The sequence below is a fragment of the Accumulibacter sp. genome, from assembly GCF_023806625.1.
Lineage (GTDB): Bacteria > Pseudomonadota > Gammaproteobacteria > Burkholderiales > Rhodocyclaceae > Accumulibacter.
Map to the genome: position 1 here is coordinate 1 of NZ_JAMTDX010000077.1, position 15,137 is coordinate 15,137.

11 protein-coding genes and 1 tRNA gene are annotated in these 15,137 nt (G+C 66.4%); 8 read left to right on the top strand and 4 right to left on the bottom strand.

Annotated features, from left to right (window positions below):
* The first annotated feature begins 178 nt into the window (after positions 1-178).
* Entirely contained in the window at positions 179-1,819 is a 1,641-nt protein-coding gene (locus NFW05_RS12875) for an electron transfer flavoprotein-ubiquinone oxidoreductase (RefSeq protein ID WP_295307444.1), read from the top strand.
* Positions 1,820-1,863: 44 nt separating this feature from the next.
* On the opposite strand, the gene queG is transcribed toward NFW05_RS12875, so the two are convergent.
* The gene (gene queG / locus NFW05_RS12880) at positions 1,864-3,009 is read right to left on the bottom strand and encodes a tRNA epoxyqueuosine(34) reductase QueG (protein WP_295307446.1); all 1,146 of its coding nucleotides are present in this window, start codon (positions 3,007-3,009) and stop codon (positions 1,864-1,866) included.
* Here queG and tsaE point away from each other — a divergent pair.
* From tsaE to NFW05_RS12895, 3 genes are all read left to right on the top strand, one after another.
* Positions 3,004-3,507: a tRNA (adenosine(37)-N6)-threonylcarbamoyltransferase complex ATPase subunit type 1 TsaE gene (gene tsaE / locus NFW05_RS12885; RefSeq protein WP_295307448.1), complete on the top strand. Its 504-nt coding sequence runs from the start codon at positions 3,004-3,006 to the stop codon at positions 3,505-3,507. The genes queG and tsaE overlap by 6 nt on opposite strands.
* Positions 3,462-4,829, top strand: coding sequence for an N-acetylmuramoyl-L-alanine amidase (locus NFW05_RS12890; RefSeq protein WP_295307450.1), 1,368 nt, complete (start codon positions 3,462-3,464; stop codon positions 4,827-4,829). Before tsaE ends, NFW05_RS12890 begins: the two co-directional genes overlap by 46 nt.
* Before the next feature lie 105 nt (positions 4,830-4,934).
* Positions 4,935-5,010 (top strand) — tRNA-Thr (locus NFW05_RS12895).
* Between the two features lie 151 nt (positions 5,011-5,161).
* On the opposite strand, the gene NFW05_RS12900 is transcribed toward NFW05_RS12895, so the two are convergent.
* Genes NFW05_RS12900 through NFW05_RS12910 form a run of 3 tightly spaced genes read right to left on the bottom strand, consistent with a single transcriptional unit; the run spans position 5,162 to position 6,311 of the window.
* Positions 5,162-5,527, bottom strand: coding sequence for a hypothetical protein (locus tag NFW05_RS12900; protein ID WP_295307452.1), 366 nt, complete (start codon positions 5,525-5,527; stop codon positions 5,162-5,164).
* On the bottom strand, positions 5,524-5,958 hold the full coding sequence (locus NFW05_RS12905) for a DUF5681 domain-containing protein (protein WP_295307454.1): 435 nt from the start codon (positions 5,956-5,958) through the stop codon (positions 5,524-5,526). Before NFW05_RS12905 ends, NFW05_RS12900 begins: the two co-directional genes overlap by 4 nt.
* Positions 5,955-6,311, bottom strand: a complete 357-nt coding sequence (locus NFW05_RS12910) for a hypothetical protein (RefSeq protein ID WP_295307457.1) — start codon at positions 6,309-6,311, stop codon at positions 5,955-5,957. The genes NFW05_RS12905 and NFW05_RS12910 overlap by 4 nt, the downstream gene beginning before the upstream one ends.
* A 500-nt stretch (positions 6,312-6,811) precedes the next feature.
* Here NFW05_RS12910 and NFW05_RS12915 point away from each other — a divergent pair, with 500 nt between their 5' ends.
* Genes NFW05_RS12915 through NFW05_RS12930 form a run of 4 tightly spaced genes read left to right on the top strand, consistent with a single transcriptional unit; the run spans position 6,812 to position 15,095 of the window.
* Positions 6,812-9,898 (top strand): DUF499 domain-containing protein, encoded by a 3,087-nt coding sequence (locus tag NFW05_RS12915; protein WP_295307460.1) that lies wholly within the window; start codon positions 6,812-6,814, stop codon positions 9,896-9,898.
* The gene (locus tag NFW05_RS12920; RefSeq protein WP_295307463.1) at positions 9,895-10,563 is read left to right on the top strand and encodes a DUF3780 domain-containing protein; all 669 of its coding nucleotides are present in this window, start codon (positions 9,895-9,897) and stop codon (positions 10,561-10,563) included. The genes NFW05_RS12915 and NFW05_RS12920 overlap by 4 nt, the downstream gene beginning before the upstream one ends.
* On the top strand, positions 10,560-13,970 hold the full coding sequence (locus NFW05_RS12925; RefSeq protein WP_295307466.1) for a DUF1156 domain-containing protein: 3,411 nt from the start codon (positions 10,560-10,562) through the stop codon (positions 13,968-13,970). The genes NFW05_RS12920 and NFW05_RS12925 overlap by 4 nt, the downstream gene beginning before the upstream one ends.
* A 15-nt stretch (positions 13,971-13,985) precedes the next feature.
* Positions 13,986-15,095, top strand: coding sequence for a phospholipase D-like domain-containing protein (locus tag NFW05_RS12930; protein WP_295307469.1), 1,110 nt, complete (start codon positions 13,986-13,988; stop codon positions 15,093-15,095).
* The last annotated feature ends 42 nt before the right edge of the window (positions 15,096-15,137 follow it).

Below are 15,137 nucleotides of genomic sequence, written 5' to 3' on the forward strand. Positions count from 1 at the left end.
CGCACTTGCATGGGGTGCAAGGGGTCCCGAGTTCGAATCCCGGCGCCCCGACCAGACAGATCAGGAGCAGAAAGCCAACCCAGCGTTGGCTTTTTTTTTAACCAGTGACTGCCGGGACAGCACAGACTCGCCGGAAAGGCGAAGCCGTGCCGAGATCGAGCAGGCAGGAGGAACGCTGATGGAACGGGAAGCGATGGAATACGACGTGGTGATCGTCGGTGCCGGGCCGGCAGGGCTCAGCGCGGCGATTCGCCTCAAGCAACTCGACCCCGACCTGACGGTCATGGTGCTCGAGAAAGGCTCGGAAGTCGGCGCGCACATCCTCTCGGGAGCCGTTTTCGAGACCCGGGCGCTCGACGAGCTGCTGCCCGACTGGCAGGCCGGCGGTGCCCCGCTGAAGACACCGGTCAGCGAAGATCAGGTCTACCTCTACCGCAGCGAAACGCGCGCCACACGGCTGCCGCACTTTGCCGTTCCGGCGCCGATGCACAACAGCGGCAACTACATCATCAGCCTCGGGAGTTTCTGCCGCTGGCTCGCGCAGCAGGCAGAAGCCGCTGGCGTCGAGATCTTCCCCGGCTTCGCTGCCGCCGAGGTGCTCTACCACGAAGACGGTTCGCTCAAGGGAGTGGCCACCGGCGACATGGGGCGCGGCAAGGACGGCGAAGCGAAGGACTCTTTCCAGCCGGGACTCGAGCTGCACGCCAAGTACACGCTGTTCGCCGAAGGCTGCCGCGGCCAACTCGGCAAGGAGCTGATCGCCCGCTACGCTCTCGATAACGGCGCGACGGCCCAGCACTACGGACTGGGCATCAAGGAACTCTGGCAGATCGATCCGGCCCGCCACGTCCCGGGGCTGGTGATGCACGGCGCAGGCTGGCCGCTCAGCGAACACGGCGCGACCGGCGGCTCGTTCCTCTACCATCTCGAGGACGGCCAGGTCGCCGTCGGCCTGATCGTCGACCTCAACTACGCCAACCCCTACCTGTCACCGTTCGAGGAGTTCCAGCGCTTCAAGCGCCAGGCCGAGGTCAGGAAGTACCTCGAGGGGGCCAAACGTCTGAGCTACGGCGCACGAGCGATCACCAAGGGCGGTCTGAACAGCCTGCCCAAGCAGAGCTTCCCCGGCGGCCTGCTGATCGGCTGCGACGCCGGGACGCTGAACTTCGCCAAGATCAAGGGTGCGCATACGGCGATGAAATCGGGAATGCTCGCCGCCGAGACCGTCGCCAGCGCGCTGAAGCAGGGCGACGGCGGGCGCAGCGACCTCACCGGCTATGCTGCGGCGTTCCGCGAATCGTGGCTCTACGACGAACTCTACCGGGCGCGCAACTTCGGCCCGGCGCTGCACAAGTTCGGGACCTTCTTCGGCGGCGCGTTCAACTGGATCCAGCAGAACCTCTTCGGCGGGCGAATGTTCTTCACGCTCAAGGACAAGAGCCCCGACCACCAGCAGCTCGCCCCGGCGGCGAACTTCGCACCGATCAGCTACGCGAAGCCAGATGGCCAGCTGACCTTCGACCGGCTCTCGTCGGTATTCGTCTCGAACACCGCTCACGAAGAGGATCAGCCGGTCCACCTGCAGCTGCTCGACAGCAGCAAGGCGATCGCCGTGAATTTCCGGCAGTACGCCGCGCCCGAGCAGCGCTACTGCCCCGCCGGCGTCTATGAGATCGTCGTCGACGGCGACGAGCCCCGCCTGCAGATCAACGCATCGAACTGTCTGCACTGCAAGACCTGCGACATCAAGGACCCGACGCAGAACATCCGCTGGGTCGCACCGGAGGGTGGTGGCGGCCCGAACTACCCGAACATGTGAGCGCACTTCGCGGCCGGCCGGCGGCGGCGCGTCGACGACTCGCCTCAGCTTCCAGCCGAGGCGGCTGCGGCCGCCCTACCTCGCACGGCGTGTCGGGCCAGCGCCCAGCCGACGTGTTCGCGGACCAGCTCTGACGGGTCGTCGGCGCGCGCAGCGAGCGCCGCATCGACCTCGGGCGAAGCCGCAGCGTTGCCGAGCGCGACGGCGACGTTGCGCAGCCAGCGCTCGTGGCCGATCCGGCGGATCGCGCTACCGGCGAGCCGGGTGTCGAATTCGCTCGCGCTCCAGGCGAAGAGCACGGCCAGCGGCTGCGCGTCGAGTCCGTGGCGAACGGCAAAGTCCGGGTCGCCGGCAGCCGCGAAGCGGTTCCACGGACAGCACAGCTGGCAGTCGTCACAGCCGTAGATGCGGTTGCCGATCAGCGGACGCAGTTCGACGGGGATCGGCCCAGCCAGTTCGATCGTCAGATACGAAATGCAGCGGCGCGCGTCGACCTCGTAGGGGGCGACGATCGCCCCGGTCGGACACGCCTCGAGGCAGCGCAGGCAGTCGCCGCAGTGTTCGCCGATCGGCGCGTCGACCGGCAGCGGCAGCGTCGTGAAAATCTCGCCGAGAAAATGCCACGACCCCGAACGAGCCAGCGACAGCGTGTGCTTGCCGCGCCAGGCGATGCCCGACCGGACGGCGAACTCCGTCTCGAAGACCGGTGCCGAATCGGCGAAGACACGACAGGCGAACGGCTCGCTGAAGCCGATCGACGCGAGATGGGCGGCCAGTCGATCGACGATCAGCCGGAGCCGCTGGCGGATCGTCCGGTGGTAATCGCGGCCCAGCGCGTAGCGCGAGACGTAGGCCAGACGCTGGTCGCCCAGGACTTGCCCCGCATCGGCCGCTGCCGGCCAGTAGGGCAGGCGCAGCGAGACGACCGAACGCACGCCGGGCAGCACCGCGTCCGGCGCCATCCGCAAGCCGGCGTGTCTGGCCATATAATCCATGCCGCCGTGTCGTCCCAGCTCGAGCCAGCGCTGGAGCCGGGAGGACGCCGCGGCGACATCGACCCCGGCGATGGCCGCCTGAGCAAAGCCGAGTTCTCCGGCCCATTCCCTGATCCTTTGGGCGACGTCGGCGTAATCGACCCGGGCAACGCCCGGAATCCCGCTGCCAGCCCCTGCGGAGTCCCCTTCTTGCATAGCGCCGATCATAACCACTCCGTCCTGAGCCTGCACCTGCGCGACGAAGCCGCGACCGCGGAATTCGCCAGGCGACTCGCGCCGCTGCTCGCGCCCGGCATCGTCGTCTGGCTCGACGGCGATCTGGGCAGCGGCAAAACGACGCTAGTGCGCGCGATGCTGCGCGCGTGCGGCCACACCGGTCCCGTGAAAAGCCCCACCTTTGCACTGGTTGAAATTTACGTGATTTCGAGGATATACTGGTATCACTTTGATTTCTATCGTTTCAAATTTCCAGAAGAGTTTTTGGATGCTGGGCTTGGCGAGTACTTCCGTGACGACGCCGTCTGTCTCGTCGAATGGCCGCAGAAAGCTGCCGGCTATCTGCCGCCGCCCGACCTGGTCGTCTCGCTGCATTTCGCCGAAAAGGGGCGACGGATCGAGGTCAGCGCCGCCAGCACGGAGGGACGAGAATGTCTGAAAGCGCTCACCAGCCGCGAGCCGCCCGGCGCAGGCTGATCAAGTTCACCGGGGCATCGCTGCTGCTGACCGTCAACCCGCTTGCGCAGGCCGCCAGCAGCCGAAACTCCGGAGTCGTCGCCGTGCGCATCTGGCCGGCCGCCGACTACACGCGGGTGACCATCGAACACGGCGCAGCGCTCAAGTACACACATTTCACGGTCAAGAATCCGGAGCGGCTGGTCGTCGATCTCGAAGGCATCGAACTCAACCACGTGCTCGAGAACCTGGCCAACAAGGTCTCGCCCGACGACCCGAACATCCGCCTGCTGCGCGCCGGACGCTACAAGCCCGGTGTCGTCCGCCTGGTCATGGAACTCAAGTCCGAGGTCAATCCCCAGGTCTTCGAGTTGCCACCGATCGGCAACTACGGCCATCGCCTGGTCGTCGACGTGTACCCGCTGAACCCGCCCGACCCGCTGCTCTCGCTGCTCGACGGCAAGGAGTCGCCAGCCGCCCCTGTCGAGAGCAAGACCGCCGCTAGAGCAGAAGCCAAAGCCGAGCCACCGGCCGAGAACCGGCCGGAGGCGAAGAGCGACGCGCCACAACCGGTCGCCGAGCAGAAGCCCGCGCCGGGCAAACGCCAGGGCAGGCCAATAGTCGACCGCCTGGTGACCGTCACGCTCGACCCGGGGCACGGCGGCGAGGACCCCGGCGCGGTCGGCAACGGTGGCAGCTACGAAAAGCACGTGACGCTTGCCGTAGCGCGGCGGCTGCGCGCGAAGATCGACGCCGAACCGAGCATGCGCGCCGTGCTCACCCGCGATTCCGACTACTTCGTGCCGCTCCACCAGCGCGTCCAGAAAGCACGGCGCATCCAGTCCGACCTGTTCGTCTCGATCCACGCCGACGCCTTCGTCAGACCCGACGCCAATGGCTCTTCGGTCTTCGTCCTCTCGGAGAGCGGCGCGTCGAGTTCGGCCGCGCGCTATCTCGCGCAACGCGAGAACGCGGCCGACCTGATCGGCGGAGTCAATATCGACGTCAAGGACCCGGTGCTCGCGCGGACCCTGCTCGACCTCTCGCAGACGGCGACGATCAACGACAGCCTCAAGCTCGGCAAGGCCGTGCTCGGAGAACTCGGCGGCATCAACCGCCTGCACAAGCCCAACGTCGAACAGGCCGGATTCGCCGTGCTCAAGGCACCCGACATCCCCTCGATCCTCGTCGAGACGGCGTTCATCTCGAATCCCGACGAAGAGAAAAGGCTCAACGACGACGCCTACCAGGACAAGATCGCCGAAGCGATCCTCTCGGGAATCAGGAAGTACCTGGCAAAGAATCCGCCACTTGCCAAGTCGACGCTGGCCCGGCTCGACTGACCGCCGACACAGCGCCAGCACACGGCGGCGCGAGAAGAAATGGGGTTCCCAAAGCGCTCTTGCGCTGCTAGAATCTCGCCCCGCGAGCGACGATCCAGTCGCGGGGCCGCTGTAGCTCAGTCGGTAGAGCAGCGCATTCGTAATGCGTAGGTCGACAGTTCGATTCCGTCCAGCGGCACCAATAAATCAAGCACTTAGGCCACTTCAAGAAGTGGCTTTTTTCTTTTCCGGGTTGCGTGTACCCCTTGTGTACCCGTTCTCGATCAACGCCGCCGAGCCACAACCCGGCGGGGTGTCCAACGCCCGACCATTCGTGACACCAGATCCGCTGCCTATCCCTCGTTGCGCGCCAGCGGCTTGAACACGTTACCCGGCAAGCTCTTCATCACGTCGTCCAGCGCGCTCTTGTTGCCGAGCTTGGACGGAAGCATCGACGCCTTCAACGCCAGCGCGTCCAGTTCCGTACCGCAGTAGGTCACACCGTTCTCGGTTCGCGGGCTTTCGGTCGGCTTCATCGGCACCAGCAGGATGAGGAAGTCACCGCGCGCGTTCGCTTCATCGACCTGCCGCCGGTATTCCGCCCATTCCTCGGCCGGCGCATCGCTCGCCGGCTCGCACAACATGCAGACGGGTTGCCGTGGCTTGGGCAGCAGCACGTCTTCCAGTCGTGCCAGGCGACGTTGCAGGGCGGCACTCACTTGCTGGCCTCCAGGGCAGAGATGCGTTGCTCCAGTTCCTGCGTCTCCAGCGCCTTGCGCCGGGCCTCGACTATCCCCGAGAGCGTCGCCGCCTCTCCGGGCAGGATGTCGCCGGCAGCAACGGCCTGCAGGATGGCCGCCTGAGCCTGAGCGACGCCGTCTGCAGATCCCGTATCCGGCAAGCTGATCGCCACCGGGCGCTCCTTGGCTGGTGGCACCAGACGTTCCAGGACCAACCGTGCGGCGCTGATGTCGCCGCCCTTGGCCATCTCGACGACCTTCCTGGCGATCGCATCGGCGCCTTCCTCCATCGCCGCCAGGGCGACCAGCGTGACCCGATTGCGGCTGCCCTTCGGGCGGCCCTTGGGGTTTCCGGACTGACCCGGCTTCCAGCCGGGGCGCAGGTTTTCAGTTCGCGTCGTTTCGTTCATGCCTTGTACCTCGACGGTGTTTCTTCAGTGCTGGGTTGTTCTGTCACGCTCACGAAATTATAACGCCGGCCGATTTCCGCCCAGGCACGCTGCGCAGAGCGCCGGGCCGGCTCAGACGCCTCAACTCGCGCCAGGATTGCCAGCAGCACCCGCAGCGGCGCATTCTGCTCATCGCCGATGGCGTCAATCGCGGCGCGGCTGTCGCGCATTCGCTGCGCGCGCTTGCGTTCGGCGGCGGTCATCGGACGTTCGCCGTTGGGAGGCCTGCCTCGTTTGGCGATGGTCGCAGAGCTATCGGTCATCGCGTCCTCTTGCATTGCGTGACGCTCACGAGAATACCAGATCAAGGCCATCTCGGCACATCGATCACAAGGAAGGGGCTTTTCGCGGTTGTCATTGATGCATGGCCAGCTCGACAGAAACATCGGTCCGACGCAGCATGAACTCCTGAAATGATGAGGCGGGGACGCTCTTGCCAGCGCACTCTGACCGCTTGCCGCCGGGCGGAGTCCATGAGCGGATGCTTTCCAAAGAGCAGCTAAGGGGCCGCCTCGTCGACCACCGCCCGCGGTGACCCATGGTTGTCCTCGCGCTGCGATTCCGGCGAGGTTTTCCCGCTCCGTCGGCACGCTTTCCCCGAATCACGACTGCTCTCAGGCCGCTCAGGGCCTGGAACACTTGTGGAGGTAGCGTTGGATCTCCTATCCTTCCGCAACGGCAACAGATCTAAAGCCTAAACGAGCGCCTCTGCCGTGCCGGCGCAGGGGGAACTACGTGCCACCCGAAGCTAGTGATGTCAACTAAGCCGTTGCCAAACATTGGTCTGCGCCGCCTGTGCCAGCCCCGGCAGAGCGTGTTCGACCGGGCGAAAGCCGACACGGTTGACAACATCGCGGATTTCAACGCGGGGCGCATCGAAGCAGACACGTTCTTTGCCGAGAATCACGTCACCGAGGGCATGAAGGTTCTCCTTCGGCAGGTTTTCGAGCGGTTGTCCGGCAGCAGCGATCAGGGTGTCTTCCGCCTCAAGCAGGCCATGGGTGGCGGCAAGACTCATAACATGATTGCCGCCGGCCTGCTTGCCGGCTCGCCCCGACAACGGCAAGGCGTTCTTGCCCAACTCGGACTCAGCGTCGACCGCGCGCCGGTGCAGGTGGCGGCCTTCGATGGTCGCGAGACGGACACCAAGGATTTCCTCTGGATCCATCTCCTCAAGCAGTTGAAGCGCCAGCATCTCTGGGAAGGATCACTCGGCGATGCGCCCGGTCCCTCAACCTGGGCACGGCTGATCGGCGAGGAACCGACGCTGATCATGCTCGACGAGATGCCGCCATTCTTCGTCGCTCTCGGCGGCCGCAGCGCTGGTCCTTCGACGACGCAGGCCGACATCCTTGCGGTTGCGCTCGCCAACCTGATGGCGGCGATCATGACCAACAAACTGCCGCGCTGCTGCCTCGTCATCAGCGATCTAGCCGGCGTCTGGGCGCTGGGCAGCGCCCACATTCAGCAGGCCATCGACAACGCCTCGAACGAGATCAATCGCGTCGCCACCGACATCGTCCCGGTGCGGATGGACGGTCTTGAGCTTTATGGCGTCCTGCGAGCCCGGCTGTTCAGCAGGCTGCCGGACCGCGACAGCATCGCTCACGTCTCGCAGGCCTACGCCGCCGCCTACCGCACGGCCGTGCAGCAATCTGCCATGCCAATGCTCTACGAGCGCTGGGCGGCGGAAATCATGGACACCTATCCGTTCCACCCCGGCATGCAGGAACTGTTCGCGCGGTTTCGCGAGAACCCCGGCTTTCAGCAGACGCGGGAGACGCTGCGCCTCGCCCGCCGGATGGTCGCCGGCATCTGGGAGGACAGGGGCCACGAACTCGCGCTGATCCACCCGCACGACGTCGATTTCAACGACCGCGATGTCGATACGATGCTCGATCGCATCAACCCCAGCCTCCGCAATGCCTGCGCCCGCGACGTCGCTGCCCGCGGTACGGCGACGGCCGAGGCACTCGCCAGGAAGGGGGGCGATCCCGCCCCCGTCGATGCGGCGCGCCTTCTCTATCTCTCGTCCCTCGCTATCTCGGCGAACCCGAACGCGCTGCACGGCCTGACACCCGAGGAAGTCGCGGCGTACCTGTGCGCGCCCGGCCGCGACGTGTCCCGCATCAACGCGGCCCTGCTCACCCAGATCGAGGATGCGAGCTGGTACCTGCACCGCCGAACCGACGGCCGCTGGTACTACCGCGACGTCAAGAACGTCAATTCGGCGATCAAGGACCGCGCCCAGACGCTGAACGAGGACGCGCGGCGCAAGGAAGTCGAAGCCTACTTGCGCAACGTGTTCAAGCCGGGGAAGGCCAACGAGTGTCAAACTGGCAGCGGCCGGCTCGCCTACCAGCGACTCCTCGTTTTCCCGACGACGGACGACATCCAGGGTACGATTTCCGCCGACGACATGCTGCTGGTGATCAGCCAGCCGCATGCCCAGGGCCTCAACCCGATTCTGCGCACGTTCTGGGACAACCAGACGTTCAAGAACCGCTTGATGTTTCTGTGCGGTGGTGAAGTATTCTCCAAGGTCTCGGAAAACGCCGCCTACGTGAAGGCAGCGGAAGACCAGATCAAGGAGTTCGAGGCGCAGCGCATGCCTGACACCGCGCCGGAGATGCAGCAGGCGAAATCGGCGCTCGACCGCTGGCGCGGCGGCTTCCTTTCGGCGTTGCGCGAGACCTTCACCGTGCTCCACTACCCCGGCCTTGACGGCTCGCTCTGCAGCCGCAGCCTAAAGCTGGAATTCGCCTCGAACGCCTTCGTCGGCGAAACGGCGATCCTCGACACGCTCAAGGACGAGCGCAAGTACCGGAACGATGTGGAGAGTGACAGCTTCCGCGATGAGTTCGAGCAGGAGATCTTCACCGCGGTGACGATGCAGTGGCGCGACCTTACCGAAACGGTCGCCCGCCGTGCCGATTGGTACCTGGTGCCGCCGGGCGGCCACGAAACTCTCAAGGCCGCGGCGCTGCGCAAGGACCTGTGGCGGGACGAAGGCGCCGGCTACGTCCGCAAGGGGCCGTTCCCGCCGGAAAAGACCGCCGTGGTGCTGCAACAGCTTGCCCGCGACGACGACACCGGCAAGGCGACGCTGCAGGTCTCGGCGAAGCACGGCGACTGCGTGCATTTTGAGACGGGAGGTTCGCCGGCCAGTCCCTCGTCACCGGTGGTGGAGGGCGGTCGCCTGGAGACCGACGAGATGCGCGTCTCGCTCCTCGCCGTCGACTCGACCGGCGTGCACGAGACCGGCGAGCCGCGCCCCTGGCAGAACACCGTTACCCTCAAATACCAGCGCAGCTACCGGGACGGCGCCACCCGCATCACGCTGAAGGCCTCCCCGCGCGGCGCCATCCGCTACACCCTCGATGGTTCCAACCCTCGCTACGGCGGCATCTACGACGGTGAGATCGAGGTGCCGGACGGCCGCGAGCTGTTGCTGGCGATGGCCGAAGCGTCGGGCATCTGGTCGGAGCTCCTGCACGTCGACATTCCCAGGGTGAAGGAGGGCGACGGCGACAGTGTTGCTATCGATCCGGCCCGGCCGGCGGAATGGCGCCATCGGCTGAAATGCCCCGATCGCCGCCGCACCTTCGAGGTGCTGGCGATCCTGAAGCGGCTTGGCGGCGAGATCGGCGGCGCCCAGATCAATGCCTCGTTGCCCAACAGCACCGAGGACTGGATCAACCTCAGCTTCGGCCGAAACTTGGCGAAGCCGGCGGAAGACATCGAAAAGCTGGCGACGGAGCTGGCCGGCCGGCTCGGCCAGGATCCGCAGCCGGACCTCGACCTCAACATCTCGCGACTGATGTTCGCCACCGGCCAGGCGCTGATCGAGGCGGCGAAGGAGCTTGGCGAAACCTTGCGCCCGGACGAGGTGAAGCAGTGAGCGTCCGCAACGGCGCCGCTACCGAGCCCAAGTTGAAGACTGTCGGCTTCGGCCATGCCGAGGAGCGGGAAGCGCATCACTTCGTCGTCGCCGTTCCCCGGTCGCCGCAGGGCGAGGTGATGGTCTATGAGGTGTTCAGCCAGGACCTCGGCGGCCCGGCGTTGGACGCCGCAAACCTCCGCGTCCGCCTCGGCATGGACCGCTGGCTGAAGATCGCCGACGCGCTGGAGGAGGAGTTCAACCGGCGCCTGCGCGCCGCCGGCATCAAGCCAGGGCGCTGGAAAGCCGGCCCCAACCCGATTGCCCGGCTGCTCGGCAAGGAGCTGGTGCTGCTCGCTTGGGCGATCGAGGACGCGGATCCCTCTCTCGCGCTCGCCGCCGTGCAGAACTGGCGCGGGCTGGCGCCGGAAGAGCGCTGGTGGCTCTATACCATGACCGCGGCGCAGACCGGCCACCACGCGAAGCGCAATGTCGGTTGGCGCAAGGCGGTGCGCTTCGCGCTCACCGAAAACCCGACGGCGTCGGTGACGACGATGCCAACCACCGCCGAGCGCCGCGCCGGTTCGCAACTGCCGAAGGTAGCGAGCAACCAGGGCAGCCTGTTCAGGGGCCGGTCGGAGGAGCCGGCCTTCTATGCCTCCGACATCTGGGAGGAGCCGGCGTGACCGACCTGTTTGCAGCCGCCGAAACGCGCCGCGCCGCAGAAGCCGCAGAGGCCGGGGCCTGCTTCATCGAGCGGCAGTTGCCGGTCTCCAAGCTGTCGAAGGAGAGCTACAAGGAACGGAAATCCAACGCCGGCCAGACGCTGACTGCGCTCGGCAGCTACTGGAAGGGTCGCAAGCCGCTGATCCTGGTGCGCGCCGTCGTCCTCGGCCTCCTGTTGCCGGCGACCGATGATCCGGCGCTCGATCGCGCGATCTTCCTCAAGCTGATGCTGATGGACGACGAGGGGCTGCGCAGACGCAAGGCCAAGTCGATCGCCGTTGCGCGCGCCCGCGGGCTGCTGCGCGCCGAGCTGCACGGAGAAGCGTTCGACGGCGACCGCTGGTCGCGCAAATTGACGAAGGAACGGCGAACGGAATTGGAGCGCCAGGCGTTCGACGCCATGGGTCTGGACGAAAAGCTCACCTACTGCGTCCGGCCGGAGGAGCTGCCCGAGAGCGCCCTAGACGACGTCTGGCCAGAGGTCAACGCCCATCTCGGCACCAGCGCGGCGAGCCTGCCCGAGCTGGTACGGCAGTTGGGCGAGCGGCGGTTCGGGCATGCGCCGCGCGTCGGCGATCCTTTCTGCGGCGGCGGTTCGATCCCGTTCGAGGCGGCGCGGCTGGGCTGCGACGTCCATGCTTCGGACCTCAATCCGATCGCCTGCCTGCTCACCTGGGGAGCGCTCAACATCGTCGGCGGCAGCGAGGCGACGCGGACCCGGATTGCGCAAGTGCAGGCGCGGATCGTCGCCGAGGTGGACCGGCAGATCGTCGATCTGGGCTTCGAGCACGACGGCTTTTCTGAAAAGGAACTGCGACTTCGCGTCGACGCGCCGACCCGCTGGCCACACGGCTGGAAGGTCAACCGCCAGGGCGAACCAGAGCCGCCGGAATCGCCGCCCTACACCGTCATCTGCCCGAAGACAGGCTGGCGGGTGCCGATGGTCGAAACGTTGCAGGTGCACCAGCCGACGAAGACGATCCTCGACCTCGTTCCGGACGAGCTGCGGCATGCCTATGCGCTGCGACCACGAAGCGGCGTTTCGGACGACGAGTGGGATGCTGCCGCCCTTGGCCCTTTGTTTCAGGACGATCGAGAGTTCTGGCTCTGCCATCGCCCAGCCACGGAAGCGACAGCGGCGGCAGGCGCGGGGGAGCGGGTCAGGGTTCGGATCGCCAATCGTGCGAAGGCCTATCTCTATTGCCTGGAGACGCGCTGCCCGAAAAGCGGCTGGCTGGTGCCGATGGCGCCCTCGTGGGTGATCAGCAGGAACTACCGTACGGTCGCGAAGCTGGTGCCCGCGCCGCACGCCAAGCGCTTCAGGATCGAGGTGATGACGGGCGTCACGAACGAAGAGATCGCGGCGGCCGAAGCGGCCGGCACGGTAAAGGACCGGGCGCTCCGCTATACCCTCGACGGCCGGGAGTACGTCACACCGATCACGGCGCTCCGTGGTGATGTCGAGTTGCGCAGCCGCTATCCGGATGCGGAGAGCCGCCTACGCGATGAGCAGCGGCTCAGCCAGTGCCGCAACCGCTACAGCCCCACCGCCGGCAATGACCTGCGCCGCTGGGAGAAGGACGACATCGTGCCGCGCTCGGAGGACATCTTTCAGGAGCAGCTCTATTGCATCCAGTGGTCACGGCCCGACGGCTCGTTTTTCTATGCCGGCGTGACCGAACGGGATGAGGAGCGCGAGCGGCAGGTGACCGCGTACGCACAGGCACGGCTGGCGGAGTGGCAGGCGCAGGGCCTCGTCCCTGACCTGCCGATCGAGCCGGGTGCGAAGACCGACGAGCCGATCCGGACGCGCGGCTGGACGCACTGGCACCACCTCTTCAACCCCCGCCACTTGCTCATCGGCGCGCTGATCCGGCAGGAGATGCTGAAGCTCACCGATCCCACCGTCGCCATGGGCGCCGCGATCGGCCTGTGCCGTGCCCTGAACTACACGTCCAAAATGACCCAGTGGCGAGTTGGGCATCAAGGGCTCACCGGCACGGCGCCGGCTGCCGACGCCGTCAATCATGTTTTCTACAATCAAGCGCTAAACGCCTTTCTCAATTATGGGTGCCGCGCATTCCCCACGTTCTCTGAAGCTTTGGTACCGGATACGACGCACCTCGAAACGACCTCGATTTCCCAAGTCGATGTCGTTCCAGCACCTTCATTGAATGGTGATCGTGACCTATGGATCAGCGATCCTCCGTATGCTGACGCCATCCAGTATCACGAGATCACCGAGTATTTCCTGGCCTGGCTGCGCCGCAACCCGCCGAAGCCAGACTGGGTTTGGGACAGCCGGCGCGAGCTGGCGATCAAGGGCGAGGAGAAGGCCTTTCGGCAGGCGATGGTCGGGGCCTATTCGGCGATGGCAGCGCACATGCCGGCGAACGGCCTCCAAGTGGTGATGTTCACGCATCAGGACGTGGGCGTCTGGGCGGACTTGGCCGAGATCCTGTGGGCCGCCGGGCTGCAGGTGACCGCCGGCTGGTGCATCGCCACTGAAACCGAGAAGGCGTTTTCCGAAGGCAACTACGTGCAGGGCACAGTGCTGCTCGTCCTGCGCAAGCGCCTGGGCGAGGAACGCGGCTATCTTGCCCGGCTGCAACGCCCCGTCGAGGATGCGGTGCGTGAGCAGCTCACTGCCATGCAGGCGCTCGATGATCGAGAACAACCCAACTTCGGCGATGCCGATTACCAGCTTGCCGCCTATGCCGCGGCGCTCAAGGTTCTCACCCGGTATGCCGTCATCGACGGCAAGCCGGTGGCATCCGAGGCGCTGCGCGAGCGCAAGCGCGGCGAGGGCTCGGAGGTGGAGCGGCTGCTGGATCGCGCCCGCCGCCTCGCCTCCGATTTCCTTGTCCCCGTAGGCCTGCCGCGCCTCGTCTGGGACGAACTCGGCCCGGAGGAACGCTTCTTCCTGAAAGGGCTCGAACTGGAGCGCGCCGGTGAGCTGCGCATCGGCGCGTATCAGGAGATGGCGCGCGGCTTCGGCGTCGAGGATTACCGCGCCATGCTGGCGACGACGCGCGCAAACCAGGTACGCCTGAAGACCGCCGCCGAGTTCGGCCGCCGCGACTTGAAGCGGGCCGGCTCCGCCGACCGCGCCGAGGATGCGGCGCTTGACCGGTTCGCGGCTGGCATCGTCCGCCACGCGCTCTACGGCATCCGGGAAGCCGCGGAAAGCGGCGACCTGCGCGAGGCACTGGTCTGGTTCCGCGGCAACCTGCCGGATTACTGGAATCGGCAGCGGCTGCTGATTGGCGTGCTCGACTACCTCGCGGCGATCCGCACCGACCGGCGCGCGGCGGAGGCCGAGGTGGCGCAGCAACTCGCCGGCGCCGTCCACAACGACCGGCCCTGACGGGTTTCGGTGGCGATGGCGATCAAACGGCTTTCGTCCCGCCGCCAGCCGCTCGCCCGCGCCTTCCTCAACGACCGGCTTGTCGGCGCCATCGCTTATGATCGCATCGCGGGCTATTTCCGTTCGTCCGTGTTCGAGATCGCCGGCGAGACCTTCGAGGCTGTCGCCGGGCCGGTTCGCATCGTCTGCAACTCCGGCCTGGACGAAGCCGATATCGCCACCGCGCGCGCCGCCGAAAGCGCCATCCGCACCGAATGGTGCGAGGCCAAGCCGGAGTACATGACCGAAGCGCAACGTCCGCGCTACGAGCGGCTGCGGGACCTGCTGCGCGCCGGCCGGGTCGAAGTGCGGGTGCTGCCCAACACCGCCTTCGGCCTGATCCACGGCAAGGCCGGCGTCATCACCTATGCCGACGGCCGCAGGACGAGTTTTCTCGGCTCGATCAACGAAACCGCTGAGGCGTGGACGCAGCATTACGAACTCGTGTGGGAGGACGATGCGCCCGACGCCGTCGCGTGGGTCGAGGAAGAGTTCGCGGCACTGTGGAACCACCGCGACGCGCGCAAGCTGTCGGACGCGATCGTCGAGGACGTCGAGCGCATCCTGTCGCGCAACGTGGTCGCGGTTTCCCGCTGGACGCCCGCGGGCAAGGAGCCGGCGCCGTTCATCGAAGCGCCGGTTGCGCGGCAGGGAGCAGGTCTCGCGCCGCATCAGCAAGCGTTCGTCTCGCTGGTGGCGCGCGAGATCGGCGCCTTCGGCCAGGCCCGCTACCTGCTCGCCGACGACGTCGGTCTCGGCAAGACGCTGCAGCTTGGCATGGCGGCGCAATATGTGGCGCTGACTTCGGAAAAGCCGGTGCTGATCCTCGCGCCGAAGAACCTGCTGCAACAATGGCAGGACGAGTTGCGCAACATGCTGGCGGCGCCATCGGCGCGCTGGGACCGCGGGCGCTGGGTCACCGAGGACGGCGCAGTCTGGCCTGCCGGGGCGGACGCCTGTCCGCGGCGGATCGGCATTTTTCCGACGAGCCTGATCACCGGGCGCTCGCCCGCGGCGGAGCCGCTGACGGCCCTGCGCTACGGCTGCATCGTGCTTGATGAGGCGCACAGGGCGCGTAACCGGTAACCAGCCGGCGTTCTTCCATGCGCGCGTCGCCCCGACGAGAAT

Bases quoted from the DNA above. Each gene is read 5' to 3' on its own strand.
- NFW05_RS12890 (WP_295307450.1), top strand. From the start codon at position 3,462: ATGTCTGAAAGCGCTCACCAGCCGCGAGCCGCCCGGCGCAGGCTGATC.
- queG (WP_295307446.1), bottom strand. From the start codon at position 3,009: ATGCAAGAAGGGGACTCCGCAGGGGCTGGCAGCGGGATTCCGGGCGTT.
- NFW05_RS12875 (WP_295307444.1), top strand. From the start codon at position 179: ATGGAACGGGAAGCGATGGAATACGACGTGGTGATCGTCGGTGCCGGG.
- NFW05_RS12905 (WP_295307454.1), bottom strand. From the start codon at position 5,958: ATGAACGAAACGACGCGAACTGAAAACCTGCGCCCCGGCTGGAAGCCG.
- NFW05_RS12930 (WP_295307469.1), top strand. From the start codon at position 13,986: ATGGCGATCAAACGGCTTTCGTCCCGCCGCCAGCCGCTCGCCCGCGCC.
- NFW05_RS12910 (WP_295307457.1), bottom strand. From the start codon at position 6,311: ATGGCCTTGATCTGGTATTCTCGTGAGCGTCACGCAATGCAAGAGGAC.